The sequence below is a fragment of the Streptomyces sp. NPDC024632 genome, assembly GCF_055559175.1.
Map to the genome: position 1 here is coordinate 110,421 of NZ_JBVHLD010000015.1, position 26,542 is coordinate 136,962.

Below are 26,542 nucleotides of genomic sequence, written 5' to 3' on the forward strand. Positions count from 1 at the left end.
GCGGGGCTGGCTCCGCGACGGGATGTGGCACTCGCGCGGGCGTCCGTACTCGTGAAGCCTCCCCCGCAGGGGGGCTGGCGTGGGTGGGCGGACTTCGGCTAGGTTTCCAAGCGCTTGCTTAGTAGGCTCGGGCGATCGGAAGGACGCGGCGCATGACGACCACCACCGCGAAGGACGGCCTCGGCGAGGAGGAGCTGCGCCGACGGGCCAGGGCGCTGCTGGCGGCGTGGGAGCCGGGGCGGACGGAGCCGCTGGAGTTCCTGCGGGCGCGGTTCGACGCGGGGCTGGCGTGGGTGCACTTCCCCGAGGGCCTCGGGGGCCTGGGCGCGCCGAGGGCGGCGCAGGCGGCGGTGGACGCGGAGCTGACGGCGGCCGGGGCGCCGGACAACGATCCCCGGCGGATCGGCATCGGGCTCGGCATGGCGGCGCCGACCATCCTGCGGTACGGCACCGAGGAGCAGAAGTCCCGCTTTCTGCGACCGCTGTGGACCGGCGAGGAGGTGTGGTGCCAGCTCTTCAGCGAACCGGGCGCGGGCTCGGACCTGGCCGGGCTGCGCACGCGGGCGGTCCGCGACGGCGACGAGTGGGTCGTGGACGGCCAGAAGGTCTGGACGTCGAGTGCCCACACCGCGCGCTGGGCGATCCTCATCGCCCGTACCGACCCGGATGTGCCCAAGCACCGAGGGATCACGTACTTCGTGTGCGACATGACCGACCCCGGCGTCGAGGTGCGTCCGCTGCGGCAGATCACCGGTGAGGCCGAGTTCAACGAGGTGTTCCTCAGCGGGGTGCGGATTCCCGACGCGCACCGGCTCGGCGAGGTCGGCGACGGCTGGCGGGTCGCGCAGACCACGCTCATGAACGAGCGGGTGGCGATCGGCGGACAGAGCCTGCCGCGTGAGGGCGGCATGATGGGCCCCGTCGCCGCGACCTGGCGCGAGCGGCCCGAGCTGCGGACGCCGGAGCTGCACGACCGGCTGATGCGGCTGTGGGTGGACGCGGAGGTCGCGCGGCTCACCGCCGAGCGGGTCCGCCAGCAGCTCGTGTCCGGCGCGCCGGGCCCCGAGGGCTCCGGGCTCAAGCTGGCCTTCGCCCGGCTCAACCAGCAGATCAGCGGCCTTGAGGTGGAACTCCTCGGCGAGGACGGTCTGCGCTACGGCGACTGGACGATGGTCAGGCCGCGCAGTGTCGACTTCTACGGCCGCGACGCGGGCTACCGCTATCTGCGGGCCAAGGGGAACTCGATCGAGGGCGGCACCTCCGAGATCCTGCGCAACATCGTCGCCGAGCGGGTCCTCGGCCTGCCCTCCGAGCCCCGCACCGACAAGGACGCCGCCTGGAAGGACCTCCCCCGATGACCGCCGCCTCCGCCTCCGTCCCCTCCCCCGGCCCCGCCGACCTCCTCTACTCCGAGGTCGAGGACGACCTGCGGGCCGCCGTGCGCGACGTCCTCGCCGACCGCTGCCCGCCGACGGCCGTGCTGGCCGCGATCGAGACCGACACGCCGTACGACCCGGCGCTGTGGCGGGTGCTCGCCGCCGAACTCGGCCTCGCCGGGCTGCTGGTGCCGGAGAAGCTCGGCGGCCAGGGCGCCTCCGCGCGGGAGGCCGCCGTCGTCCTCGAAGTCCTGGGCGGCGGCGCCGCGCCCACGCCCTTCCTCGGCAGCGCCGTCCTCGCCACCACCACGCTGCTCGGCTGCGACACCGAGGACGCGGGGACGGCGGCGCTGCTCGGCCGCCTCGCCGCAGGCACGGCCACGGCGGCGCTGGCCGTCCCGCTGTCCGCCGCTCCCGGCGGTGCCTTCCCCACAGCGGTACGCGCCGACGCGGGCGGTCTGCTGACCGGCCGTGTCACCAGCGTCGTGGAAGCCCTCGTCGCGGACGTGCTCGTCGTCCCCGCCGTCGGCCCGGAAGGCCCGGGGCTCTACGAGGTCGCGGCGGCCGACGTCCGTACCGTACGGCCGGTCTCCCTCGACCTCACCCGGCCGCTCGCCGATCTGGAGCTCTCCGGCGCCGCCGGGCGTCTCCTGCCCGCCGCAGACCCGGCCGCCGCGCTGGACCGCGCCCTGCTCACCGGCGCCGGGCTGCTCGCCTCGGAACAGCTCGGCATCGCCCAGTGGTGCCTGGACGAGACCGTCCGATACCTCGGTGAGCGCCACCAGTTCGGGCGCGTGGTGGGGTCCTTCCAGTCGCTCAAGCACCGGCTCGCCGACCTCTGGCTCGAGGTCGTCTCGGCCCGCGCCGCCGCCCGCTCAGCCGCCGACGCCCTGGCCACCGGCGCGCCCGACACCGCCGTCGCCGTGGCCGTCGCGCAGTCGTACGTCGCCGCCACGGCCGTCCACGCCGCGGAAGAGGCCCTTCAACTGCACGGCGGCATCGGCATGACGTGGGAGCATCCGCTCCATCTCTACCTCAAGCGCGCCAAGGCGGACGAGATCGCCCTCGGCACGCCGGGGTACCACCGCGCGGCGCTGGCCTCTTTGGTGGGGCTCCCGCCCCGCCCGTGAGGACGCGGGCCCGTGGGCGCGCTGGGGGTGCCCCCAGCGCGCCTGACGACCTGGCCCCGGCCGCCGCCCCGCGCGGCTACAGCCTCGTGGCGTAGAAGGCGACGGCCGACGCGGCGGCGACGTTGAGGGAGTCGACGCCGGGGGCCATCGGGATGCTGACCCACTCGTCGGCGGCGCGCAGGGCGTCCACGGAGAGGCCGTCGCCCTCGGTGCCGAGCATGAGGGCGAGTTTGGGGTAGCGGCGGGCGGCCAGTTCGTTGATGGTGATCGACTTGTCGGCGAGGCAGAGCGCCGCGGTGACGAAGCCCTGCTGGCGGAAGCGTTCGATGTCCTTGGGCCAGGAACTCAGGCGGGTCCAGGGGACTTGGAGGACGGCGCCCATGGAGACCTTGACGGCGCGCCGGTAGAGGGGGTCGGCGCAGCGCGGGGAGAGGAAGACGGCGTCCACGCCGAGGGCGGCGGCGCTGCGGAAGGCGGCGCCGAGGTTGGCGTGGTCGACGATGTCCTCGAAGATCGCGACGCGGCGTCCGGCGCCCTGGGCGGGGGCGGCGGCCAGCAGGTCCTCGGCCGTCGGCAGCGGCTTGCGCTGCATGGAGGCGAGGGCGCCCCGGTGCACGTGGTAGCCGGTGACCTGCTCCGCGAGGTCGGGGCTGACGGCGTAGACGGGAGCGGGCACCTCGTCGATGACATCGCGCATGACGTCCACCCACTTGGCGGACAGCAGCATCGAGCGCATGCGATAACCGGCGTGCCGGGCCCGCCTGATGACCTTCTCGCCCTCGGCGATGAAGAGACCTTCGGCGGGTTCGCGACGACGCCGCAGGTCCACGTCGGTCAGCGACGTGTAGTCGTGCAGGCGCGGGTCGTCGGGGTCGTCGATCGTGATGAGCTCAGCCACAGCCTGATACTGCCCTGTCCTCCGGCACCTGCCAACGGCGCATCCACAAGCCGTTCACCGGCCGGTACGGCCCTGCGCGACGCCGCCGCCCACGGTGACCACGTCGCCGATCACGATCACGGCGGGGGGACGTACGCCTTCCGCTTCCACGACGTCCGCGACGGTCGCCAGCGTGGCGTCCACCCGGCGCTGCGCGGCCGTCGTGCCCTCCTGCACCACGGCCACGGGTGTGTCGGCGGACCGGCCGCCCGCCACGAGCGTCGCCGCGATCGGGCCGATCCGCTCGACCGCCATCAGCAGCACGAGGGTGCCGCGCAGCCGGGCCAGCGCCGTCCAGTCGACCAGCGAGCGCGCGTCGTCGGGCGCGACATGGCCGCTGACCACCGTGAACTCGTGGGCCACACCCCGGTGCGTGACCGGGATACCGGCCGCGCCCGGCACGCTGATGGAGCTGGAGATGCCGGGTACGACGGTGACCGGGACACCGGCCGCGGCCAGCGCCTCTGCCTCCTCCATACCGCGCCCGAAGACGTACGGGTCGCCGCCCTTGAGCCGGACCACGGCCTTGCCCGCCCTGGCGTGCTCGATCAGCGCGCTGTTGATGGCCTCCTGGGCCATCGCCCGGCCGTACGGGATCTTCGCCGCGTCGATCACCTCGACGTGCGGCGGCAGTTCGTCCAGCAGGTCGCGCGGGCCGAGCCGGTCGGCGATCACCACGTCCGCCTCCGCCAGGAGGCGGCGTCCGCGCACCGTGATCAGGTCCGGGTCGCCGGGGCCGCCGCCGACCAGCGCCACGCCCGCCGTCCGCGTCCGGTGGTGCGGCGCCACCAGCGTGCCGTCCCGCAGCCCCTCGACGACCGCGTCCCGTACCGCCGCCGACCGCCGGGGGTCCCTGCCGGTCAGCACCGCCACCGTCACGCCCTCCGAACGGCCCGTCGCGGGCGTCCACGCCGTGGCCGCCTCCGCGTCGTCGCTGCGCACGCACCACACCCGGCGGGCCTCCGCCTCCGCGGACGCCGCCGCGTTCGCCGCCGGGTCGGTGCTCGCCACCAGGGCGTACCAGGCGCCCTCCAGGTCCCCGTCCTCGTACGGCCGCCGCTCCCAGCGCAGCTCGCCCGCGTCGGCCATCGCCTCCACCGACGGCGTCGCCGTCGGCGACACCACCACGATGTCCGCCCCCGCCGACACCAGCGCCGGAAGCCGCCGCTGCGCCACCTGGCCACCGCCGACCACCACGACGCGCCGTCCGGCGAGGCGCAGCCCTACGGGGTACGCCGGGGCGTCCTTGCGATCCATGCGGTCCGGCTCCTTCTCAACGGTTTCCACTGCGTGCGGCGATCCTACGTTTCGGCCCCGGACCCGGTCGGCCCCACCGTGCCCGGCCGCGCGGTTCCCCGCGCCCCTCCGGGACGCGTCCTCTTCCGCAGAAGGGTGAGCGGTCCTTCTTGGGGGCGCGGGGAACCGCGCGGCCGACCACGACGCACCGCGACTGTGCACGCCACAACGGGCGGCACCCCCTCGGGGCGCGGGGAACCGCGCGCTCGGCCAGGACGCACCGCGAGACTGTGCACGCCACAGCAGGCGGCACCCCCTGGGGCCACGACCGTCCCGCCGGGGTGCATGCCGCCGTCAGCGGCGCCCCCTCCGGGGAGGAGGAGCAGGGCCCGGTGAGGGCCTGAGCTTCAGGCGGCGGCACCCCGTGCGGGGGCTACCCCTTCTCGGTGACGCCCGCCGCGTCGAAGGTGGCGACTTCGTGCATGACGCGCGCCGCGCTCTGGACGAGGGGCAGCGCGAGCAAGGCCCCGGTGCCTTCGCCGAGGCGGAGGTCGAGGTCGACGAGGGGCCGCAGCCCCAGCGTGGTGAGCGCGGCGACATGACCGGGCTCGGCGCTGCGGTGCCCGGCGATGCAGGCGGCGAGCACCTCGGGGGCGATGGCGCGAGCGACCAGGGCGGCGGCACCGGCGCTGACGCCGTCGAGGATGACGGGGGTACGGAGGGCCGCGGCGCCGAGCAGGAGCCCGACCATGGCGGCGTGTTCGAGACCGCCGATGGCGGTGAGGACGCCGATGGGGTCGCCGGGGTCGGGCCGGTGCAGGTCGAGGGCGCGCCGGACGACCTCGACCTTGCGGGCGTGCATCTCGTCGTTGATGCCGGTGCCGCGCCCGGTGACCTCGGCGGGGTCGACGCCGGTGTAGACGGCGATGAGGGCGGCGGACGTCGTGGTGTTCGCGATGCCCATCTCGCCGGTGAGCAGCGCCTTGTTGCCCGCGGCGACGAGGTCGCGGGCGGTCTCGATGCCGACCTCGATGGCGCGCAGCGCCTCTTCGCGGGTCATCGCGGGCCCTGCGGTGAAGTCGGCGGTGCCCGCGCGGACCTTGCGCGGCAACAGCCCCGGGGTGCTGGGCAGTTCGGAGGCGACGCCGACGTCCACGACGCAGACCTCGGCGCCGACCTGGTTGGCGAAGGCGTTGCAGACGGCGCCGCCGCCGAGGAAGTTGGCCACCATCTGCGCGGTGACCTCCTGCGGCCACGCGGTGACGCCCTGGGCGTGCACCCCGTGGTCACCGGCGAAGATCGCCACGGCCGCGGGCTCGGGAATCGGCGGCGGGCACTGCCGCGAAAGCCCGCTGAGCTGCGCGGAGATGATCTCCAGCATGCCCAGCGCGCCCGCCGGTTTCGTCATCCGCTTCTGCCGCTCCCACGCCTCGCCGAGCGCCTTGGCGTCCAGCGGGCGGATGCCGCGCAGCGTCTCTTCCAGCAGGTCGTGCGGCTCCTCGCCAGGCAGCGCGCGGTTGCCGTACTCCTCGTCGTGCACGACCCACGACAGCGGGCGGCGCTGCGACCACCCGGCCTGCATCAGCTCAGGCTCGTCGGGGAATTCGTCGACGTACCCGACGCACAGGTAGGCGACGACCTCCAGGTGCTCGGGCAGGCCGAGCTCGGTGACCATCTGGCGCTCGTCGAAGAAGGAGACCCAGCCGACGCCGAGTCCTTCCGCGCGGGCGGCGAGCCACAGGTTCTCCACGGCGAGCGCGGAGGAGTACGGCGCCATCTGCGGCTGCGTGTGGCGGCCGAGGGTGTGCCGACCGCCGCGGGTGGGGTCGGCGGTCACCACAATGTTGACCGGGGTGTCGAGGATCGCCTCGATCTTCAGCTCGCGGAACTGCCGCGCCCGGCCCTTGGGGAGCGACTTGGCGTACGCCTCCCGCTGCTGCATGGCCAGTTCGTGCATCTTCTCGCGGGTCTTCGCCGACCTGATGACGACGAAGTCCCACGGCTGCGAGTGCCCGACGCTGGGCGCGGTGTGCGCCGCCTCCAGGACGCGCAGCAGCACGTCGTGCGGGATCGGGTCGGACCGGAAGCCGTTGCGGATGTCTCGCCGTTCGCGGATCACCCGGTGCACGGCGTCCCGGACGGCGGGCTCGTACGCCTCCGCCGCGGGCCCCTGCTGCGGGGCGACCGCGACCGGCAGCGGCTGGGCCTCTTCGGCCTCGGCGACAGCGGCGGCGACCGGCTCGGGTGCGACGGGCTCGGGGGCGACGGGCTCCGCGACGACCGGCTCCGCGACGACGGCCTCGGGGGCGGCCTCGGGTACGGCCTCCACGGGCGCGGCCTCGGCTTCGGGAGTCGCCTCGGGCGCGGTCTCGGCCGACTGCGCCGGAGCAGCGGCCTGTTCCGGTACGTCCGCCGGTTCCGGCACGGCGACCGGCTCGGCCGCGGCGGGCGCGGGCGTCCCCTCGGCGGGCGTCTGCTGGACGGCCTCCACGGGTACGGCTTCCACGGGCGCGGCCTCGGCCGGTGCCGCTTCCACCGGTACGGCCTCGGGCAGCGGCGCCGGAGCCTGTACGGCCGCCGACGGCTGCTCCTCGGGCGCGACGTGCGGCGCCTCCTGCTCGACCGGGGCCGCGGGCGCGGCCTGCTCGGGAGCGGGCGCGTACTCGGCTGCGGCGGGCTGAGCGGGCGGCACGGGCCGGACCGGCTCGACGGCCACGGGCTGCGCGGCGAGTTCGGGCTGCGCGGCGAGTTCGGGCTGCGCGGCGGGTTCGGGGACGGCCACCGGCGCCGGGGCCTGGGCCGGGACGGCGGCGACCGGGGCGGCGGCGGCCGGAGCCGCGGTCTCCTCCGGCGCGTCGTCGGGCGCGAGGAACGCGCGCAACGGGTCGGCGGGCCGCGGCGGGACGACGCTGTCGGCGTGCGGGATCAGCGACGGCTGGGAGGCGGCGGGGGCGGCGGGCCAGCCGCCGACCTGCTCGGCGCCCGCCGTACCGGAGGCGGGAGTCCGGTCCGCGGCCTCGCCGGTCTGCTGGGCCGGGATGCCGGAGGTGTCGTCCTGCGGCACGTCGAGGTATTCGGGGCCGGAGGTCGGCGGGCCCGAGGCCCGTACCGGGGTCTGCGCCGGTGCCTGGGCGTGCGCGGGCCCGCGGTCGGCCAGGGAGCGTACGGAGACGCCCCCGCCGATGCTGTCGGGCATCGGCGGGCCCATGTGCAGCGGGCGGCGCGGCGCGGCGGTCTGGGCGGTCTGGGCGCCGGCCGGCTGCGGCACACCGGCAGACGGCATCGGGACCGCGCCCGTGTCGCCGGGGCCGGCGAACTCGGCGGCCGGGGCCGCGTGCTCGGTACCGGTGTCGAAGCCGTAGCCGGGCGCCGGATTCCCCGCGGCGGGCGTCGCGGCCTCGGCCACGGGCGGCACGGCCGGGGGCAGCGCATCGCCGCCCTGCTGGGCGGCCTGCTGGACGTCCTGGGGCTGGCCCTGCGGGAGCGGCTGCGGCGCGAGCACCGCCGCGTAGTCGATGGAGCCGGAGTCCCGGCCGCCCGCCTCGTGCGCGTCGGCCTGGGCCGGTACGGGCTGCGGCGGCACCGGCTGCGGGTCGCTCCAGGACCCCTGCGGGCCCGGCATGAGCAGCACGTCGTCCTCGTCGTCGATGCCCGCGCCGGGAGCGGCGGGCTGGTCGAGGTAGGTGTACGCGGGTGCGCCCTGTTCGTCGGGAAGCGGTTCCGCGCCCCAGCCGGGGACGGACGGCTGCGGTACGGCAGCGCCGGGAAGCTCGGAGTGCGGCTGGCGAACCGCTTCCCCGACTGCGTTCTCCGGCAGCCCCTCGCCGGGGATCCGACCGGTGTCCGTCATGCGTGCCCCTCGCCCATCGGTTTCGCTCCTTCCAGCGCTGCACCGCGCGCGGCCCGACCCCCTCACGCAAGAGAACGAGCGTGCGGAGCAGCGGGCACGTGAGCGCCGGACGCCGCGGTTCTCGACGACCCGTCAACGCACGACGACGGCACAACGATCCGCCAGCCTACCCCGCTCGGCGCGGCGGCCCGTCCGGTGGTCCGCACCTCGGGACGCCCCGCGTACGATGCCCCGACACCCGTCCGCGACCGGCGCAAACGCCTTCTGTGCAGGCGTTTTTGATCATGCACAGATCAGCGGCGCGTGCCGCAGAGGGCAAAGGTCACCGAGCGTTCCCGCTCGGCCCACTCGGAATCCAGTTCGACGGATTGCAGGAGAGCGCGTTCCACCTCGTAACCGCCTTCCTCCAGTGCCCTGCTGACCGCTTCGGCCTCGTCGCGGGTGGTCGCGCCGGTCACGATCCGCTCCGGGCGGCGGGCCGCGCAGGCGGCCGTCACCTCGGCGTCGACGCACCCGATCCGTACCGCGTCGGGCTCCGGAAGGTCGTCCAGCACCTGGGGCGCCGGGCCGTGTACGACCTGGAGTTGGACCCCGGCCCTGCGGCCGGTGGCGGTGATCCAGTCGCACGCGTCGGCGTCCCGGTCGACGGCGATGACGGCGGCGCCGAAGCGCGCGGCCTCGACGGCGACGGCGCCGTCCGCGGAGCCGATGTCCCACACGAGGTCGCCGGTGCGCGGGCCGAGCCGGGCGAGTTGGAAGGCGCGCAAGTGCGCCGAGGTGTCGCCGCCGTATTCGGACGAGGGCAGCGCCCAGCCGCGGACCGGGCCGGGAAATCCGGGGTCGCGCCCGGCGATCCAGCCGCCGCGCTCCGCCGACGGTACGCCGAGACCGGCCGCTCCCGAACCGGCGGAGGTGGTGCCGCCGACGACCAGGACGACGTTCGGATCGCGCCAGATGTGGTCGGCGACGTTGTCGGAGGTGAGAACTGTCACCTGTTCCTGCTCGGTGCCGAGCGCTTCGCAGATGACGAAGGTGCGGTGGACTCCGGTGAGCAGCAGGGAGAGTTCGACCGGGCCCGCGCCGGGCGCGGTGAGCACGGCGACCTTCGGGTAGGCGCGGCAGACGTTGACCGCGCGGCGCAGGGAGCGGCCGTGCGCGACGACCACGCGGGCGTCGTCCCAGGGCATTCCGGCGCGGGCGAAGGCGGTGGCGACGGCGGAGACGCCGGGGATGACCTCGATCTCCAGGCCGTGTTCCGGCGCCCGCAGCGCGCGGACGACGCCGAAGAAGCCGGGGTCGCCGTCGGCGAGTACGACGGCGCTGCCGCGGTGCTTGGCGATCCTGCGGGCGGCGATCTCGATGCTGCCCAGCACGATCCGCTCGGCGTGCTCGGGGACGTGCGACAGCGCGAGATGGTGTTTGGTGCCCGCGACCAGGGTGGCGGCGTTCAGTGCGGCGCGGGCCGCGTCGGACGGAGGTGAGCCGTCCCATCCGATCACGGTGACCCGGTCGGCCATCGTCGTCTGCCTCCATGGCTGTGCGGATCGCTGCGGACCAGGTCACGGCACGGCGGCGTGGCGCGCCCCGGTCCCGGGGGGAGAACACTATCCGGGCCCGGGTGCCGGGGGACGAGGCGAGGGGGCAGGTATCCGCCACGGCGTCCTCGGAGCCGGTGGGCGGGAGGGCTCAGCGCCAGTCGGCGTACGCGCTGAAGTCGGCGTGGGCGTCGTATCCGCCGTCGCCGGAAGCCTGGCCCGGACCCTCGTCCAGGTCCTCGGGCAGCACGCTCCACACCAGCAGGTCGGTGCGGATCTCGGCCCAGCGGCCGTCTTCGGTCTGGCTGCGGACGATGCCCGCGTTGCGCAGTACGCCCTCGCTGACGCAGCCGATCTTCTGCGCGACCTGCTGGGAGGCGGTGTTGTCGGCCGCGGTGCGCAACTCCAGCCGTTCGAAGCGCTGGTCGGTGAAGAGCCAGTGGCAGACGGCCTGCACCGATTCGCTGGCGTATCCCTCGCCGCGCGCCCAGGCGGCGGTGAGGTAGCCCACCTCGCTGCCGCGGATCCGCCAGTCGGTGTTGTGCAGGTGGACGGTGCCGACCAGCCGCTGGGTGAGGAATTCGGTGACGGCCAGGACGATGCCGCGGCCGGACTCGCGCTCGGCCGGCGCGGTCCTGGTGACGAACGCGCGGGCGTCGTCCTGCGAATACGGCTGCGGTACGCCGGTCCACGCGATGATCAGCTCGTCGTTCATCATCTCCGCCAGGGCGGGGATGTCGGCCTCCTCGTACGCGCGCAGCACCAGCCGCTCCGTACTGATGGAGATGTCCGGAAAGGTGGGCGTCATTCGCTGCTCCGTAACCAGGGCATGTGTGGATTGCACAGCATGCAGCATCCCGCACGGCATGGGCCGGGCAGGGTCGCCGGGGCGGGAGTGGGGTGCGCGGCGGCGAACGCCCTTCCAGAGTAGGGCGAATGCCGGTCAGGGCGGGTATCCGTGAACGTCATCCGATCCTGCTACCGTCAGCCCGCGTGACAGTGCACCACGCAGCAGGAGTCGGCTATCAACGGGCAGCGGAGGTCTACGAGAGCTCCCGGCCCTCCTATCCGCTCGCCGCGCTCGCCGCGCTGGCGGACGCGTTGCCCCTGGAAGCGGGCCGTACCGTGGTCGATCTCGGCGCGGGCACCGGGAAGTTCACCCGTCTGCTGGCACTGACCGGGGCCGAGGTGCTCGCGGTGGAGCCGGTGAAGGAGATGCGGGAGCGGCTCGCCGAGCTGCTGCCCGCGGTCGCGGTGAACGCGGGGACGGCGGAGACGACGGGGCTGCCCGACGGCTGCGCGGACGCCGTGGTGGCGGCGCAGTCCTGGCACTGGTTCGAGGAGCCGGCCGCGCTGACCGAGGTGGAGCGGCTGCTGCGGCCGGGCGGCGCGCTGGCGCTGGTGTGGAACACCTTCGACACCTCGGAGCCGTGGATGCGCGACTTCCAGGACATCTACTTCCGGCTGGCGCCGCGCGATCTGCCCCGCCCGCCGCTGTCCTCCGGCCTCGGCGACGCGGGCTGGCGCAAGCCGTTCGAGTCGCGGCCCGGCTGGGGGGCGATCGAGGAGCGGCACTGGCCCAATCCGCACTCCACGACGGTCGCGGACATCGTCGACCGGATGATGTCGTCCAGCCATATCGCCGTCCTCGACGCGACCGCCCAGGGGCGGGTGCGCGCGGAGTTGGAGGCGGTGCTGGGGGCGCACCACGCGACGCGCAGCAGCGGCGCAATCGAGATGCCGTACGTGACGGACGTGTACTGGGTGCGGCACGGCTGAGGCCCCGCGCCCTCGGGGGGAGCGGGGCCCGTGCGCGGCGGTCAGGCCGCCGGGGCGCCGAAGGCCGGTATCACCGAGCCCTTGAAGGTCGTCTCGATGTACTGCTTCACCTCGGGCGAGTTGAGCAGTTCCGCGAGCTTCTTCACGCGCGGGTCGTTCTCGTTGCCCTTCTTGACGGCCAGGAAGTTGGCGTACGGGTTCCCGTCCGCCTTCTCCAGCGCCAGCGCGTCCTTGGCCGGGCTGAGATCGGCCTGGATCGCGTAGTTGCCGTTGATCACGCCCGCGTCCACGTCGTCCAGGGAGCGCGGGAGCTGGGCGGCCTCCAGCTCCTTGAACTTCAGGTGCTTCGGGTTGGCCGTGACGTCGGCGGGGGTCGCGGTCTGGTCGGTGCCCGCCTTGAGGGTGATCAGGCCGTTGTCGGCGAGCAGCTTGAGCGCGCGTGCCTCGTTCGTCGTGTCGTTCGGTACGGCGACGCTCGCGCCGTCCTTGAGCGCGCCGATCGACGTGATCTTGTGGGAGTACAGGCCCAGCGGCTCCAGCTCGACGTTGACGACGGGCACGATGTGGGTGCCGTTCTTCTTGTTGAAGTCGTCCAGGTAGGGCTTGTGCTGGAAGAAGTTCGCGCCGACCTCGCCCTGCTCGGTGGCGGTGTTGGGCAGCACGTAGTCGGAGAACTCCTTGACCTGGAGGTCGAGTCCGGCCTTCTTCGCCAGGTGGTCCTTGACGTAGTCGAGGATCTGCGCGTGCGGGGTGGGGCTGGCCGCGACCACGAGCGGGCCGCTGGTGTCCTTGGCGCTCGCCTTGGAGTCGGAGTCGGAGCCGCAGGCGGTGAGGCCGAGCGAGAGCGCGGCGGCGGCGAGGACGGCGGCGGTGATGGTGGTGTTCTTTCGCACGAAAAGTGCCTCTTTCTGGTTTATCCGGGTCGTGCTGGGTGGTACGGCGCCGCGACGCTGCGGTGCCAGGGGGACAGAAGCGGGTCGGGACGGGAGAGTCGGGCGGTCAGGAGGCTGTCGCCGGGCGCAGCAGGCGCAGCCGGGGGGCCGCGCCGGACCGGCCGCGGCGGGCGACGGTGCGGGCGGCGAAGTCCCCGACGAGCTGGACGAGGGTGACCACGACGACGAGCACGGCGACGATCACCCACATGAAGCCGGTCTCGAAGCGCTGGTAGCCGTAGCGCAGCGCGAGGTCGCCGAGGCCGCCGCCGCCGACCACCCCGGCCATCGCGGAGTAGCCGATCAGCGCGATGACGGTGGTGGTGGCGCTGGCGATCAGTGAGGCGAGCGACTCCGGCAGCAGCACCTTGCGGACCACCGTCCACGTACTGCCGCCCATCGCCTGGACGGCCTCCACCAGGCCGTGGTCCACCTCGCGGACCGCCGTCTCGACCAGCCGGGCGAAGAACGGGATCGCGCCGACGGCCAGCGGGACGACGGCCGCCTCCCAGCCGATGGTGGTGCCGACGATCGCCCGGGTGAAGGACATCAGGGCGATCATCAGGATCACGAACGGCAGCGACCTGCCGATGTTCACGACGACGCCGAGGACGCGGTTGACGGGCAGACAGCGCAGCAGGCCGCCCCGGTCGGTGAGGACCAGCAGGACACCGATCGGCAGCCCCGCGGCCACCGATATGACCGTGGCCCAGGCGACCATGCGCAGCGTCTCGCCACCCGCCTGCGTGAGCAGCGGGTGCATCTCGGACCAGGTCACTTCGCCGTCTCCCCGACCGTGTTCCCGGCCTTCTCCCCCGCCGTGTTCCCCGCCGTGTCTCCTGCCGCGACCGGCTCGGCCTTGGCGGCGACGACGGCGACGTCCAGGCCCTGCTCGCGCAGGTAGCCGATCGGCACCACGTTGTCCTCGAAGCGGCCCGGCAGCTCGATCCGCATCCGGCCGATCTGCCGCCCGTCGTAGGTCTCCATGGCCGCGCCGAGGATGGAGATGTCCACGTTGTACGTGCGCGCCAGCCGGGAGATCACCGGCCGGGTCGCGCTGTCGCCGTGGAAGGTGAGGTCGACCACCGTACGGTCGGGGCCCGAGGCGTCGCCGTCCACGGGGAACAGCTCGTCGGCCAGTTCGGAACCGGGGGTGGCCAGCAGTTCGGCCACGGTGCCTGACTCCACTACGCGTCCGCCTTTCATGAGCGCCGCCGAGTCGCAGACCTGCTTGACGACGTCCATCTCGTGGGTGATCAGCAGGACGGTCAGGCCGAGCTGCCGGTTGAGGTCGCGCAGCAGTCGCAGCACTGACCGGGTGGTCTCCGGGTCGAGCGCCGAGGTGGCTTCGTCGGAGAGCAGCACCTTGGGGTCGCCCGCCAGGGCGCGGGCGATGCCGACGCGCTGCTTCTGGCCGCCGGACAGCTGCGCGGGGTAGGCGCGGGCCTTGTCGGACAGGCCGACCAGGTCGAGGAGTTCACCGGCCTTGCGGGCCCGCTGGCGGCCGGAGATCCCCAGGATCTCCAGCGGGAGTTCGACGTTGTCCTGCACGGTGCGCGAGGAGAGCAGATTGAAGTGCTGGAAGACCATGCCGATCCCGGCGCGGGCGGCGCGCAGGGCGGCGGGGGCGCGGTCGGAGCGTCCGGCCAGCGCGGTCAGGTCGCGGCCCGCCACCTCGACGGTGCCGGAGGTGGGGCGCTCCAGCAGGTTCACGCAGCGGATCAGGGTGCTCTTGCCCGCGCCGCTGCGGCCGACGACGCCGTAGACCTCGCCTTCGCGTACCCGCAGGTCCACCCCGTCCAGGGCGGTGACCTCACGGTCGCGCGAGCGGTAGACCTTTCTCAGGTCGGTGGTGGTGATCACAGGAGCGTCCATCGGGGTCGAGCGCGCGGCGGACGTACCACCGCACACGGGGGCGTTCTTCTCGGGACGCGGCACGCGGCGGCACACCGGAAAGGGCGGCGGGCCTCAAAGGATGTCGGCGGCGCTCTGGGCGCTGCGCCGGTGCGTGACGCGGGGCACTCGCTTCGGGGCGCGAGGCGTGGAGGTGGGCCCTCGGTCAGTCACACATTCGACACGCACAACGAACACCGGGCGTGATCGCCTCGGTCGCGCGGCTGCGGCTGTTCGTCGTGGTCATGCGTTCCAGTAAACCAGACGGGTGGCCGCGTTCCGAAATCCGGTCCGATTGTTCATTATGCGGACACACTCACGGGGCCGCCCCGGCGGGCGGCCGGGCGGGCGGGGGCGGGAGATCCCTGCGGGCAGGGGTGGGAGATCCGGGCGGGCAGGGGTGGGAGATCCGGGCGTCACGCCCCGTAATAGAGTCGCCGCATGCTCGACGCGGTCCTCATCACGGTCTCGGTCACGGCGCTGCTGCTCGCGGCGTGGTGCGGTTTCGCCGCGTACCGTGACCAGCCGACCAACGACTGGCACTTCATCGCGATGGCCGTGGTCACCGCGGCCGCGCTGGTGCAGCTCGTGATCGCGATCGTGCAGCTCGCCCGCGGCGACCGGCCGCAGCACGGGATGGCGGTCTTCCTCCCGTATCTGCTGGGCGCGGCCGTGACGATCCCGGCGGCGGCCTTCATGTCCCTTGCCGAGCGGACGCGTTGGGGCTCGGCGATCGTGGCGGCCGGCGGTGTGGTGCTGGCCGTGCTCGAACTGCGGCTCAACGAGATCTGGGGAGCCGGCCATGGCTGACGGCACACGCGCGACACGCGCACGGGCACGGGCACGGACGAAGACGCTGACGAAGGGCACGGACGGCATGAAGGACACGGGGGACGGCACCGCCGCCGAGGCGGCCCAGGACGCGCCGGGGACGCGGATCGGCCAGGGCCCCGGCCGGCTGCTGCTCTCGCTCTACGCGGTCTTCACCGTCGCGGCGCTGTCCCGGTCGATCGTGCAGATCGCGACCAAATACCACGAGGCACCGCTGGCGTACGTCCTGTCGGGCGTCGCGGGCGTGGTCTACGCGGTGATCACCGTCGCGCTGTGGAAGGGCGGCGAGGCGGCCCGCAAGGTGGCGCTGGTGTGCTGCTCGGCCGAGCTGGCCGGTGTGATCGCGGTGGGCACCCTGACGGTCGTGGACTCCTCGGCCTTCCCCGACGCGACCGTCTGGTCGGACTTCGGGATCGGCTACCTCTTCCTGCCGCTGGCCCTCCCCGTGGCCGGTCTGCTGTGGCTGCGCCGTGCCGCCCGCGAGGCGGGGCGGCCACAGGAACAGCAGACCGGGTCCGGGGCCTGATCCGTACGCGAGGCGCCGTGGATCGCGGCTCAGGCGGTGGCCGCGTAGCCCGCCGTGGCGGCGGCCTTCTCCATGGTCACCAGGCTCAGCCGACGGCTGACCGGCTCCGCGGCGCCCACCTGCTCGTAACCGAGCTTGCGGTACATCCGCAGATTGACCTGGCTGCGGTGGCCGGTGAAGAGCCGGTAGCGCTTGGCCTCCTCCTCGGCCGCCAGTCGCTCCTCGACGGCGTTGAGCAGCCGCCCGCCGAGGCCGTGTCGTTGAAGTCGCGGGTGGACGATCAGTTTCCCGATCCGCGCGGTGCCGTCGTCGTCGACGACTCCGCGTACCGAGCCGACGACCTCGTCGCCCAGGCGCGCCACCAGGACGCACCCCCCGGCGAGTTCGGCACGCAGCTCGTCCAGGGTCTGGGTGAGAGGTTCGATGCTGTAGTCGCCGTACAGCTCCGCCTCGCTCTGGTAGCAGAGGTACTGGAGTTTGAGGATCTTCTCGGCGTCCGAGTGCTCCGCCGTAGAGATGGTCACGCTCATGCCCATGCGCGCAGGCCTCCCCTTCGAATCCGTCCGGGCAGTTTGAGGGTGAGGTATGCGCCCGGAACGAGTGCCTGAACGGAGTTGGTGCGGATATGCGCCGCCTCCGTGGCGCCGATGATCGCACAAACCCTTCGGTGGGGTACCGCCTGCGCCCCACCCAGTTCAGTCTCGTACGGGCGCGCCAAGGGTGCCCACTGCCGCCGACTGTTTACCGTGCATTACCCCGTCTCACCGGGGATCCAACCCTCGAATTCAGGATCGTCCGAAGACAGCCGAGGCAGCGCGACCTCAGCGGTCCGATGCTGCCCTGTGAGATTCCCAACTCGCGGGAGATTTCCCGGTAAGTGGGGTCGGAACGGGACATCAGGGCCGTGACGACCTGCGGGCAGCGGCCGGGCAGCCGCCGTACCGCGGCCTGGACCGTACGGTGTTGCTCCGCCGCCAGCACCAACTCCTCGACCCCGCGCACCTGCGCGGGCGGGCCCGCGGCGTCCGGGTCCCCGTACGGGCGTTCGCTGCGGATGCGGCGGGCGTGGGCGCGGGCCTCGGCGCGGACCGCGCGGCGCACCCAGCGGTCCGGCTCGGGCGGCGGGCCGCCCAGTTCCAGCAGCCGCAGCCAGACGGCCTGTTCGAGGTCGGCGGCCTCGACACCGCCGCCGGCCAGCGCCTCGGCCGCGGCCTCGGCGGCCAGCAGCGGCCCGAGCGGCGCGTAGGGGTCCGCGGGGGCGTCCGCGGGACGGCGGGCGCGGTCGTCGGCGTGCGGGGCCGCGGACAGGTCGGGGTGGTCCATGGGGATCTGCATATCCGCTGGCACGAGACGGCCGCGCCGGACGGTTGCCCGGCGCGGCCGTTTTCACCACATGGAGTGGCGGTGGCGGTTCAGGACGTCGGGGTTCGGGACGTCCAGAAGTCCTCGCGGGCCAGTACGGCGGTGTCGGCGTTGTCGGTGAACAGGCCGTCGATGCCGGTCGCGAACCACGTCTTGAAGGCGGCCAGCGGGTCGCCGTACGCGTTGGGGTCCGTGCCGACCTGGAAGTCGGCGGGCAGGAACTGGTTCTCGTTGCGCGCGGTGAAGGGGTGCAGCACCAGACCGGCCTTGTGCGCGTCCTTGACGACGGCGGTGGGCCGGAGCAGCCTGCCCGAGGCGTCGCGCGGGATGATCACGTCGGTGGTCGGGCCGATGCCCTGGGCGAATCCGGCGATCCAGCGCAGGCCGGCCGGGGTGACGAGGTCGGCCACGGTCCGCTTGTCGCCGGAGACGACGAAGTCCCAGGGCCGCGAGGTGAGGCCGTTGAGCAGGAAGATCTTGGGCGCGGCGCCGCCGAGCGCGCCGAGCCGCTGGAGGCTCTGCGCCTCGAAGGACTGGAGGAACTGCGGGGCGTCGGCGCGGTGCCTGCCGTACTGCTTGAGCAGCTTGATCAGCCGCTCCTCCAGCGGCAGGCCGATCCCGCGGAAGTACGTGGGGTGCTTGGTCTCGGTGTGCAGCCAGACCGGCTTGCCGCGCTTGCGGCCCTCGCGGTCGGCCCAGGCCAGCACCTCCTCGAAGGTGGGGATCGCCCAGCGGCCGTTGTAGACGGTGTTGCGCTGGCGGACGGCGGGCAGCCGTTCGACGGCGCGCAGCCGCTTGAGTTCGGCGAGGGTGAAGTCCTCGGTGAACCAGCCGGTGGTGGGGGTGCCGTCGATGGTCTTGGTGGTTTTGCGGCCGGCGAACTCCGGGTGGTCGGCGACGTCGGTGGTGCCGCCGATCTCCGGCTCGTGGCGGCAGACGAGGTGGCCGTCCCTGGTGGGTACGACGTCCTGCTCGACGACGTCCGCGCCGATCTCCAGCGCGTACTCGTAGGAGCCGAAGGTGTGCTCGGGCCGGTATCCGGCGCTGCCGCGGTGCCCGACGATGGTCGGGACCGGCAGCTTGGGCGCGCCGCCGTGGCCGGGGGCGCCGTGCCGGGGCCGGGCGGTGGACTGTTCCCGGGCCTGCGCCGTACCGGCCGTGCCGAGTACCGCGCCGCCCGCGCCGAGTGCCGCCGCGGACAGGACAGCGCGCCTGCCGAGGCCGGTCTTGTGCTGGTCATCCGTCATGCGCGCATCGTGCCGTGAAAGTCTGTCGCCCCGTCGACATCAGCCGTAACACACACCTAACGCGTGTCAACACTGCGTAGCGGACGTGTGAACCCGGCGTGCGGCGGGGCCCCGCGCGGAAGTATCGTCCTTGTGTACGGTGCGGCGTCCCGCGGTCCCGCCGGTCCTGCGGTCAGGCTGCCGTCGTACCGCGACATCGCAGCACCGCCGCCGTCCGTCCCGCCCAGGCGTGTCCGAACCGGAGGATCCGTTGTCCCGCATGTCCCGCAGCTTGCTCAAGGCGATTCTCGGAGTGCTCATGCGCGTCCTGTACCGCCCCGTGGTCGAGGGCGTGGACGGCATCCCCGGTGACGGTCCGGTGATCCTGGCCGGGAATCACGTCACCTTCGTGGACTCGATGTTCCTGTCGCTGGTGGTGGACCGGCAGGTGTACTTCATCGGCAAGGACGAGTACGTGACGGGCAAGGGCGTCAAGGGCCGGCTGATGGCCTGGTTCTTCACCACCTGCGGCATGATCCCGGTGGACCGGGACGGCGGCCACGGCGGTGTCGCGGCGCTGATGACCGGCCGCCGCGTGCTGGACGAGGGCAAGATCTTCGGCATCTACCCCGAGGGCACCCGTTCCCCCGATGGCCGTCTGTACCGCGGCCGGACCGGAATCGCCCGGTTGGCCCTGATGACCGGCGCCCCGGTGGTGCCCTTCGCGATGGTCGGCACCGACAAGGTGCAGCCCGGCGGCAAGGGGATGCCCCGGATCGCCCCGGTCACCATCCGCTTCGGCTCCCCGCTGACCTTCTCCCGTTACGAGGGCATGGACCGCGATCGCTATGTGCTGCGCGCCCTGACCGACGAGGTCATGAGCGAGGTCATGCGGCTCGGCGGCCAGGAGTACGTGGACATCTACGCGACGAAGGCCAAGGCCGCCTGATAGGGCGGGGGCCGCGCCCGGCGCCCGCCGTGACATGGCGGGTTCACGGGGGCCGGTTACGCGGCTGGCGGTGGCCGTTCGGCGGCTCGCCGCGGACGGCTGATCGCGGGCGTCGACGACTGGACGGACTGCCTGATGCTGATGCAGCCCGGCCAGGTCGACTCGGCCTCGACCGACGACACCATCCTGAACGGACTGGCCGCGCGGGACCCCAACACCAAACCGATCGGCCCGCGTTTCACCGAGCCGCCCAGTACCGCGATTAGACGGCGTCGCCGTCCGCCCCGTCCCAGGCGTGCGCCCAGGTGTGCTGCACCGTCAGATCCGCCTTGATCTCGGCGAGTTGTACGGCGACGGCGGAAGGCGCCGTGCCGCCGCGTCCGTTGCGGGAGGCCAACGCGCCGGGGACGTCGAGGACATGGCGTACCTCGGGCGTCAGATGCGCGGAGATCTTCGCGAACTGCTCGTCGGTGAGCTGGTCGAGTTCGATGCCCTCGGCCTCGCAGACCTTGACGCACTCCCCCGCGACCTCGTGCGCGACCCGGAAGGGCACGCCCTGCTTGACCAGCCACTCGGCGATGTCGGTGGCGAGCGAGAAACCGGCCGGTGCCAGGGTCTCCATCCGCTCCCGGTGGACGGTGAGCGTGGCCATCATGCCGGTGAACGCCGGGAGCAGCACCTCCAGTTGGTCGCAGGAGTCGAACAGCGGCTCCTTGTCCTCCTGGAGGTCGCGGTTGTACGCGAGCGGCAGCGCCTTGAGCGTGGCCATCAGTCCGGTGAGGTTGCCGATGAGCCGTCCGGACTTGCCGCGCGCCAGCTCCGCGATGTCGGGGTTCTTCTTCTGCGGCATGATCGACGAGCCGGTGGAGAAGGCGTCGTGCAGGGTCACGAAGGAGAATTCCTTCGTGTTCCACAGGATGACCTCTTCGGCGATCCGGGAGAGGTTGACACCGATCATCGCGGTGACGAAGGCGAATTCGGCGGCGAAGTCGCGGGACGCCGTGCCGTCGATGGAGTTGCCCACCGAGCCGTGCTGGAAGCCGAGTTCCTTGGCGACGGCCTCCGGGTCCAGGCCGAGCGAGGACCCGGCGAGCGCGCCGGACCCGTACGGGGAGACGGCCGTGCGGTCGTCCCACTGCCGCAGCCGCTCCGCGTCCCGTGACAGCGCCTGTACGTGGGCGAGCACGTGGTGTGCGAAGAGCACGGGCTGGGCGTGCTGGAGGTGGGTGCGGCCGGGCATCGCGGTGTCCGGGTGCGCCTCGGCGAGGCCGACCAGCGCGCTCTGGAGGTCGGCGATGAGCCCGCCGATGGTCCGCGCGTGGTCGCGCAGGTACATCCGGAAGAGCGTGGCGACCTGGTCGTTGCGCGAGCGTCCGGCCCGCAGCTTGCCGCCGAGGTCGGCGCCGACCCGCTCCAGCAGGCCGCGTTCCAGCGCGGTGTGCACGTCCTCGTCGGCGATGGTGCCGGCGAAGTCGCCGGAGGCCACGTCCGCTTCGAGCGCGTCGAGTCCGGCGATCATCCGGTCCAGCTCGTCGGCGGTCAGCAGCCCCGCCTGGTGCAGCACCCGGGCGTGCGCGCGGGAGCCCGCGATGTCGTACGGCGCGAGCCGGAAGTCGAAGTGCACGGAGGCGGAGAGCTTGGCCAGCGCCTCGGCGGGGCCGTCGGCGAACCGGCCGCCCCACAGCCGCAGGTTGTCGTCGCCGCCGCCGGGGCCGCCGGTGTTCGTGTCCGTCACTTCGTCAGGTCCCGCTTCGCGGCGATCTTGCTGGACATGCCGAAGATCTCGATGAAGCCCTTGGACAGCGACTGGTCGAAGGTGTCGCCGGTGTCGTACGTCGCCAGGTTGAAGTCGTACAGCGACTCGCCGGACTTCCGGCCGGTGACGACGGCCCGGCCGCCGTGCATGGTCATCCGGATGTCGCCGGAGACGTGCTCGTTGGCCTCGGCGATGAAGCCGTCGAGCGCCCGCTTGAGCGGGGAGAACCACAGGCCGTCGTAGACCAGTTCGCCCCAGCGCTGCTCGACCTGCCGCTTGTACCGGGCCAGTTCGCGCTCGACGGTGACGTTCTCCAGCTCCTGGTGCGCCGTGATCAGCGCGATGGCGCCCGGCGCCTCGTAGATCTCACGGGACTTGATGCCGACCAGCCGGTCCTCGACGATGTCGATCCGGCCGATGCCCTGGGCCCCGGCCCGCACATTGAGCTGCTGGATGGCTTCGAGCACGCTGACCGGCTTGCCGTCGATGGCCACCGGGACGCCCTGCTTGAAGGTGATGACCACCTCGTCGGCCTCGCGCGGCTCGGCCGGATTCTGCGTGTACTCGTACACGTCCTCGATCGGCGCGTTCCAGATGTCCTCCAGGAAGCCGGTCTCGACGGCCCGCCCGAAGACGTTCTGGTCGATGGAGTACGGCGACTTCTTGGTGGTCGCGATCGGGAGGTTCTTCTCCTCGCAGAAGGCGATGGCCTTGTCGCGGGTCATCGCGTAGTCGCGGACCGGCGCGATGCACCTCAGGTCGGGCGCCAGCGAGGAGATGCCCGCCTCGAACCGCACCTGGTCGTTGCCCTTGCCGGTGCAGCCGTGCGCGACGGTGGTGGCGCCGTGCTTGTTGGCTGCGGCCACCAGGTGCTTCACGATGGCCGGCCGCGACAGCGCGGACACCAGCGGATACCGGTCCATGTAGAGGGCGTTGGCCTTGATCGCCGGGAGGCAGTACTCGTCGGCGAACTCGTCCTTGGCGTCCGCGACCTCGGCCTCGACCGCCCCGCAGGCGAGCGCCCGCTTGCGGATGACGTCCAGGTCCTCGCCGCCCTGGCCGACGTCCACCGCGACCGCGATGACTTCGGCGCCGGTCTCCTCGGCGATCCAGCCGATGGCGACGGACGTGTCCAGACCGCCGGAGTAGGCGAGTACGACGCGCTCGGTCACGGGGCTCTCCTTACGATGCATACGCTGACTGGTATAAGTATGCACTCGACCGTATGCTTCGTCAACGCGGCAGGTCAGAGGGGGTGTGAGACCGTATAACCGGCCGGACCGGAGCTATGCCTCGCCCTGGGCGAGACGGAGCAGGTGGTCGGCGAGTTTCTGGCCGCCGGCCGGGTCGCGGCTGATCAGGACGACGGTGTCGTCGCCCGCGATGGTGCCGAGGATGTCGTAGACCTCGGCCTGGTCCATGGCGGAGGCGAGGAACTGGGCGGCGCCGGGCGGGGTGCGGACGACGACGAGGTTGGCGGACGCCTCGGCGGAGATGAGGAGTTCGGCGGCCAGGCGCCGCATGCGCTCTTCCTTGACGGACTCGCCGAGCGGGGCCTGCGGGGTGCGGAAGCCGCCCTCGGAGGGGACGGCGTAGATGAGTTCGCCGTCATTGGTGCGGATCTTGACCGCGCCGAGTTCGTCGAGGTCGCGGCTGAGCGTCGCCTGGGTGACGCTCAGCCCGTCGTCGGCGAGCAGCTTGGCGAGCTGGCTCTGCGACCTGACCGGCTGGCGGCCGAGGATGTCCACGATCCTGCGGTGCCGCGCGGTACGGGTCTGCGGTACGGCCTGGCTGCCGTTGTGCTGCTGCGCCTCGGTCATCGTCGTGTCAACTCCGTCATTCTCCGGCTCCGCTCGCCCCGGAGGCCCGGTGCACCTGGTCGAGGACGCCGGGCAGCGCCTGGAGGAACGCGTCCGTGTCGTCGTCGCCGACGATCAGCGGGGGCGCGAGCCGTACCGTGTCGGGCACGGCGGCGTTGACCAGGAACCCGGCATCCTGAGCCGCCTTCTGGATCTGCGCTGAGAGCGGCTCGGTGAGCACGATACCCAGCAGCAGGCCCGAACCGCGCACATGATCGACCAACGGGTGTCGCAGCGCCTCGACGCCCTGCCGCAGCTTCTCGCCCTGCCGCTTGACGTGGTCGAGCAGGCCGTCGGCCGCGATCGTGTCGAGGACGGCGAGCGCGGCGGCGCAGGCGACCGGATTGCCGCCGAAGGTGGTGCCGTGGGCGCCGGGCGTCATCAGCTCCGCGGCCGGGCCGAAGGCGAGGGCGGCGCCGATCGGCAGGCCCGCGCCGAGGCCCTTGGCCAGGGTCACCACGTCCGGCTCGACACCCTGTGCCTGGCACTCGAACCAGTGGCCGGTCCTGCCGATGCCGGTCTGCACCTCGTCGAGCACCAGCAGCGTGCCGGTGGCCGCGGTGATCTCGCGGGCGGCGGCGAGGTAGCCGGGCGGCGGCACGACCACACCGTTCTCGCCCTGGATCGGCTCGATGATCACCAGCGCGGTGTCGGTGGTGACGGCCGCCCGCAGCGCGTCCGCGTCGCCGTACGGCACGTGCATGACGTCGCCGGGCAGCGGCTCGAACGCCTCGCGCTTCTTGGGCTGGCCGGTCAGCGCGAGCGAGCCCATCGTGCGGCCGTGGAAGGCGCCGTCGGTGGCGACCATGTGCTGACGCCCCGTCAACCGGCCGATCTTGAAGGCCGCTTCGTTGGCCTCGGCGCCGGAGTTGGCGAAGAAGACCCGGCCGGGGCGGCCGGAGAGCTGGAGCAGCCGCTCGGCGAGCGCGACGGGCGGTTCGGCGACGAAGAGGTTGGACACATGGCCGAGCGAGGAGATCTGCCGGGTCACCGCCTCGACGACCGCGGGGTGCGCGGTGCCGAGGGAGTTGACCGCGATGCCGCCGAGGAAGTCGACGTACTCCTTGCCGTCGGCGTCCCAGAATCTGGCGCCCGCGCCGCGGACCAGCGGGATGCGCGGGGTGCCGTAGTTGTCCATGAGCGAGCCCTGCCAGCGCTGGGTCAGTCCCTCGTTGCCGCTCACCGCGCTTCTCCTTCTCCCTGGTCGGATACGGTGCCCGCGGCCGGTGCGCCGGCCGCGTCGGTGACGTCGTCCGGCACGACCATCGTGCCGATGCCCTCGTCGGTGAAGATCTCCAGCAGGATCGAGTGCTGGACCCGGCCGTCGATGACGCGGGCGGTGTTCACGCCGTTGCGCACGGCGAACAGGCAGCCCCGCATCTTGGGGACCATGCCGCTGGACAGGTCGGGCAGCAGCTTCTCCAGCTCCGTCGCGGTCAGGCGGCTGATGACGTCGTCGCTGTTCGGCCAGTCCTCGTACAGGCCCTCGACGTCGGTGAGGACCATCAGCGTCTCGGCGCCCAGCGCGGCGGCCAGGGCGGCGGCGGCCGTGTCGGCGTTGACGTTGTAGACGTGGTGGTCGTCGGCGGAGCGCGCGATGGAGGAGACGACCGGGATACGGCCGTCGGCCAGCAGCGCCTCGATCGCGCCGGTGTCGATGGCGGTGATCTCGCCGACCCGGCCGATGTCGACCAACTCGCCGTCGATACGCGGGCGGTGGCGGGTGGCGGTGATGGTGTGGGCGTCCTCGCCGGTCATGCCGACGGCCAACGGGCCGTGCTGGTTGAGCAGTCCGACCAGCTCGCGCTGGACCTGGCCCGCCAGCACCATCCGGACCACGTCCATCGCCTCGGGCGTGGTCACCCGCAGACCGGCCTTGAACTCGCTGACCAGGCCGTGCCGGTCGAGCTGCGCGTTGATCTGCGGGCCGCCGCCGTGCACGACGACCGGCTTGAGGCCCGCCTGCCGCAGAAAGACCACGTCCTGCGCGAAGGCGGCCTTCAACTCCTCGTCCACCATGGCGTTTCCGCCGAATTTGATGACGACGACCCTGCCGTTGTGGCGGGTCAGCCACGGCAGCGCCTCGATGAGGATCTGGGCCTTGGGCAGCGCCGTGTGCTTGCGCGCGGTGGGCCGGCCCTCCGGCTTCGCGGCTCCGGGGTTCCGATCGTCGGTCATGAGCTGTACGCGCTGTTCTCGTGGACGTAGTCGGCGGTGAGGTCGTTCGCCCAGATCACCGCGGACTCCGTACCGGCCGCGAGGTCCGCCGTGACGACCACCTCGCGGAACCGCATGTCGACCAGGTCGCGGTCCTCGCCGACCGAGCCGTTCCTGCACACCCACACGCCGTTGATGGCGACATTGAGCCGGTCGGGCTCGAAGGCGGCCGAGGTCGTGCCGATCGCGGACAGCACACGGCCCCAGTTGGGGTCCTCGCCGTGGATCGCGCACTTGAGGAGGTTGTTACGGGCGATGGAGCGGCCCACCTCGACGGCGTCGTCCTCGGAGGCCGCGTTGACGACCTCGATCCTGATGTCCTTCGAGGCGCCCTCGGCGTCGCCGATGAGCTGGCGGGCGAGGTCGCCGCAGACCGCGCGGACCGCCTCGGCGAACTCCTCGTGCTCCGGGGCGATTCCGGACGCCCCCGAGGCCAGCAGCAGCACGGTGTCGTTGGTCGACATGCAGCCGTCGGAGTCGATCCGGTCGAAGGTCAGCCGGGTGGCGGCGCGCAGCGCCGTGTCCAGGGCGGGGGCTTCCACGTCGGCGTCCGTGGTGAGGACGACCAGCATGGTGGCCAGGCCCGGCGCGAGCATGCCCGCGCCCTTGGCCATGCCGCCGACGGTCCAGCCCGCGCCGCCCGCGACGGCCGTCTTGTGCACGGTGTCGGTGGTCTTGATGGCGATGGCGGCCTTCTCGCCGCCGTACTCGGACAGTTCGGCCGCGGCCTTCTCGACTCCCGGCAGCAGCTTGTCCATCGGGAGCGGCAGACCGATCAGGCCGGTCGAGGCGACCGCGATCTCGCCCGCGCCGTGGTCGTCGGCGCCGAGGACCTCGGCGACCTTCTCCGCGGTCGCGTGCGTGTCCTGGAAGCCCTGCGGGCCCGTACAGGCGTTGGCGCCACCGGAGTTGAGGACCACTGCGGCGACGGAGCCGCCCTTGACGACCTGCTCCGACCAGAGCACCGGCGCGGCCTTCACGCGGTTGGAGGTGAAGACGCCCGCGGCGGCGCGGCGCGGTCCGGTGTTGACCACGAGGGCCAGGTCCGGGTTGCCGTTCTCCTTGATCCCGGCGGCGATCCCCGCCGCCGTGAATCCCTTGGCTGCCGTGACACTCACTGCTTCTCCTCGTTCCCTTCTCCGCCCGCT

At 72.8% G+C, this 26,542-nt stretch carries 23 protein-coding genes; 6 read left to right on the forward strand and 17 right to left on the reverse strand.

What is annotated here, in order from left to right; translation table 11 throughout:
• Nucleotides 1–152: 152 nt before the first annotated feature.
• Nucleotides 153–1,358, forward strand: coding sequence for an acyl-CoA dehydrogenase family protein (locus ACZ37P_RS28105; protein ID WP_391160858.1), 1,206 nt, complete (start codon nt 153–155; stop codon nt 1,356–1,358).
• A complete protein-coding gene (locus ACZ37P_RS28110) occupies nt 1,355–2,506 on the forward strand; it encodes an acyl-CoA dehydrogenase family protein (RefSeq protein ID WP_467349169.1) in 1,152 nt (383 codons plus the stop codon). Before ACZ37P_RS28105 ends, ACZ37P_RS28110 begins: the two co-directional genes overlap by 4 nt.
• A 76-nt stretch (nt 2,507–2,582) precedes the next feature.
• On the opposite strand, the gene ACZ37P_RS28115 is transcribed toward ACZ37P_RS28110, so the two are convergent.
• The 5 genes from ACZ37P_RS28115 to ACZ37P_RS28135 all read right to left on the reverse strand — a co-directional run bounded on the left by ACZ37P_RS28115 (nt 2,583) and on the right by ACZ37P_RS28135 (nt 10,872).
• Nucleotides 2,583–3,404 (reverse strand): TrmH family RNA methyltransferase, encoded by an 822-nt coding sequence (locus ACZ37P_RS28115; protein WP_355332605.1) that lies wholly within the window; start codon nt 3,402–3,404, stop codon nt 2,583–2,585.
• A gap of 54 nt (nt 3,405–3,458) precedes the next feature.
• Nucleotides 3,459–4,700, reverse strand: coding sequence for a uroporphyrinogen-III C-methyltransferase (gene cobA / locus ACZ37P_RS28120; RefSeq protein ID WP_467349170.1), 1,242 nt, complete (start codon nt 4,698–4,700; stop codon nt 3,459–3,461).
• A 412-nt stretch (nt 4,701–5,112) separates the two neighbouring features.
• Nucleotides 5,113–8,529, reverse strand: a complete 3,417-nt coding sequence (gene cobT / locus ACZ37P_RS28125; RefSeq protein ID WP_467349172.1) for a nicotinate-nucleotide--dimethylbenzimidazole phosphoribosyltransferase — start codon at nt 8,527–8,529, stop codon at nt 5,113–5,115.
• 293 nt (nt 8,530–8,822) lie between these two features.
• Nucleotides 8,823–10,046, reverse strand: a complete 1,224-nt coding sequence (gene cbiE, locus ACZ37P_RS28130; protein ID WP_401307028.1) for a precorrin-6y C5,15-methyltransferase (decarboxylating) subunit CbiE — start codon at nt 10,044–10,046, stop codon at nt 8,823–8,825.
• Between the two features lie 169 nt (nt 10,047–10,215).
• Nucleotides 10,216–10,872, reverse strand: coding sequence for a GNAT family N-acetyltransferase (locus ACZ37P_RS28135; RefSeq protein WP_401307025.1), 657 nt, complete (start codon nt 10,870–10,872; stop codon nt 10,216–10,218).
• Nucleotides 10,873–11,057: 185 nt separating this feature from the next.
• Here ACZ37P_RS28135 and ACZ37P_RS28140 point away from each other — a divergent pair, with 185 nt between their 5' ends.
• A complete protein-coding gene (locus tag ACZ37P_RS28140; RefSeq protein WP_355332619.1) occupies nt 11,058–11,843 on the forward strand; it encodes a class I SAM-dependent methyltransferase in 786 nt (261 codons plus the stop codon).
• 41 nt (nt 11,844–11,884) lie between these two features.
• Here ACZ37P_RS28140 and ACZ37P_RS28145 read toward each other — a convergent pair whose 3' ends face one another.
• The 3 genes from ACZ37P_RS28145 to ACZ37P_RS28155 all read right to left on the reverse strand — a co-directional run bounded on the left by ACZ37P_RS28145 (nt 11,885) and on the right by ACZ37P_RS28155 (nt 14,638).
• Nucleotides 11,885–12,736: a MetQ/NlpA family ABC transporter substrate-binding protein gene (locus ACZ37P_RS28145; protein WP_391126216.1), complete on the reverse strand. Its 852-nt coding sequence runs from the start codon at nt 12,734–12,736 to the stop codon at nt 11,885–11,887.
• Between the two features lie 106 nt (nt 12,737–12,842).
• A complete protein-coding gene (locus ACZ37P_RS28150) occupies nt 12,843–13,553 on the reverse strand; it encodes a methionine ABC transporter permease (protein ID WP_355332624.1) in 711 nt (236 codons plus the stop codon).
• Nucleotides 13,550–14,638, reverse strand: coding sequence for a methionine ABC transporter ATP-binding protein (locus tag ACZ37P_RS28155; RefSeq protein WP_391161374.1), 1,089 nt, complete (start codon nt 14,636–14,638; stop codon nt 13,550–13,552). Before ACZ37P_RS28155 ends, ACZ37P_RS28150 begins: the two co-directional genes overlap by 4 nt.
• Nucleotides 14,639–15,109: 471 nt before the next feature.
• On the opposite strand from ACZ37P_RS28155, the gene ACZ37P_RS28160 reads away from it, so the two are divergent.
• Nucleotides 15,110–15,478, forward strand: a complete 369-nt coding sequence (locus ACZ37P_RS28160; RefSeq protein WP_401307017.1) for a hypothetical protein — start codon at nt 15,110–15,112, stop codon at nt 15,476–15,478.
• A 67-nt stretch (nt 15,479–15,545) separates the two neighbouring features.
• Nucleotides 15,546–16,025 carry a hypothetical protein gene (locus ACZ37P_RS28165; RefSeq protein ID WP_355333557.1) on the forward strand — a complete coding sequence of 160 codons (480 nt, stop codon included), beginning with the start codon at nt 15,546–15,548 and terminating at the stop codon, nt 16,023–16,025.
• 29 nt (nt 16,026–16,054) lie between these two features.
• On the opposite strand, the gene ACZ37P_RS28170 is transcribed toward ACZ37P_RS28165, so the two are convergent.
• The 3 genes from ACZ37P_RS28170 to ACZ37P_RS28180 all read right to left on the reverse strand — a co-directional run bounded on the left by ACZ37P_RS28170 (nt 16,055) and on the right by ACZ37P_RS28180 (nt 18,634).
• Nucleotides 16,055–16,561 carry a GNAT family N-acetyltransferase gene (locus ACZ37P_RS28170; RefSeq protein ID WP_355332631.1) on the reverse strand — a complete coding sequence of 169 codons (507 nt, stop codon included), beginning with the start codon at nt 16,559–16,561 and terminating at the stop codon, nt 16,055–16,057.
• A 205-nt stretch (nt 16,562–16,766) separates the two neighbouring features.
• The gene (locus ACZ37P_RS28175; protein WP_467349177.1) at nt 16,767–17,348 is read right to left on the reverse strand and encodes a sigma-70 RNA polymerase sigma factor region 4 domain-containing protein; all 582 of its coding nucleotides are present in this window, start codon (nt 17,346–17,348) and stop codon (nt 16,767–16,769) included.
• A gap of 89 nt (nt 17,349–17,437) precedes the next feature.
• Complete coding sequence (locus tag ACZ37P_RS28180; RefSeq protein WP_467349179.1) at nt 17,438–18,634, reverse strand: glycerophosphodiester phosphodiesterase; 1,197 nt, start codon at nt 18,632–18,634, stop codon at nt 17,438–17,440.
• Between the two features lie 259 nt (nt 18,635–18,893).
• Between ACZ37P_RS28180 and ACZ37P_RS28185 the strand changes: the two genes are divergently transcribed.
• Nucleotides 18,894–19,562: a lysophospholipid acyltransferase family protein gene (locus ACZ37P_RS28185; RefSeq protein ID WP_355332639.1), complete on the forward strand. Its 669-nt coding sequence runs from the start codon at nt 18,894–18,896 to the stop codon at nt 19,560–19,562.
• Nucleotides 19,563–19,824: 262 nt separating this feature from the next.
• Here ACZ37P_RS28185 and argH read toward each other — a convergent pair whose 3' ends face one another.
• From argH to argJ, 6 genes are all read right to left on the reverse strand, one after another.
• Nucleotides 19,825–21,297, reverse strand: coding sequence for an argininosuccinate lyase (gene argH, locus ACZ37P_RS28190; RefSeq protein WP_467349181.1), 1,473 nt, complete (start codon nt 21,295–21,297; stop codon nt 19,825–19,827).
• The gene (locus tag ACZ37P_RS28195; RefSeq protein WP_355332643.1) at nt 21,294–22,490 is read right to left on the reverse strand and encodes an argininosuccinate synthase; all 1,197 of its coding nucleotides are present in this window, start codon (nt 22,488–22,490) and stop codon (nt 21,294–21,296) included. The genes argH and ACZ37P_RS28195 overlap by 4 nt, the downstream gene beginning before the upstream one ends.
• Before the next feature lie 114 nt (nt 22,491–22,604).
• A complete protein-coding gene (locus ACZ37P_RS28200) occupies nt 22,605–23,138 on the reverse strand; it encodes an arginine repressor (RefSeq protein WP_188280110.1) in 534 nt (177 codons plus the stop codon).
• Between the two features lie 16 nt (nt 23,139–23,154).
• Nucleotides 23,155–24,360: an acetylornithine transaminase gene (locus ACZ37P_RS28205; RefSeq protein ID WP_467349183.1), complete on the reverse strand. Its 1,206-nt coding sequence runs from the start codon at nt 24,358–24,360 to the stop codon at nt 23,155–23,157.
• Nucleotides 24,357–25,355 (reverse strand): acetylglutamate kinase, encoded by a 999-nt coding sequence (argB, locus tag ACZ37P_RS28210; RefSeq protein ID WP_391160881.1) that lies wholly within the window; start codon nt 25,353–25,355, stop codon nt 24,357–24,359. The genes ACZ37P_RS28205 and argB overlap by 4 nt, the downstream gene beginning before the upstream one ends.
• The gene (gene argJ / locus ACZ37P_RS28215) at nt 25,352–26,512 is read right to left on the reverse strand and encodes a bifunctional glutamate N-acetyltransferase/amino-acid acetyltransferase ArgJ (protein ID WP_391160883.1); all 1,161 of its coding nucleotides are present in this window, start codon (nt 26,510–26,512) and stop codon (nt 25,352–25,354) included. Before argJ ends, argB begins: the two co-directional genes overlap by 4 nt.
• Nucleotides 26,513–26,542 lie beyond the last annotated feature (30 nt).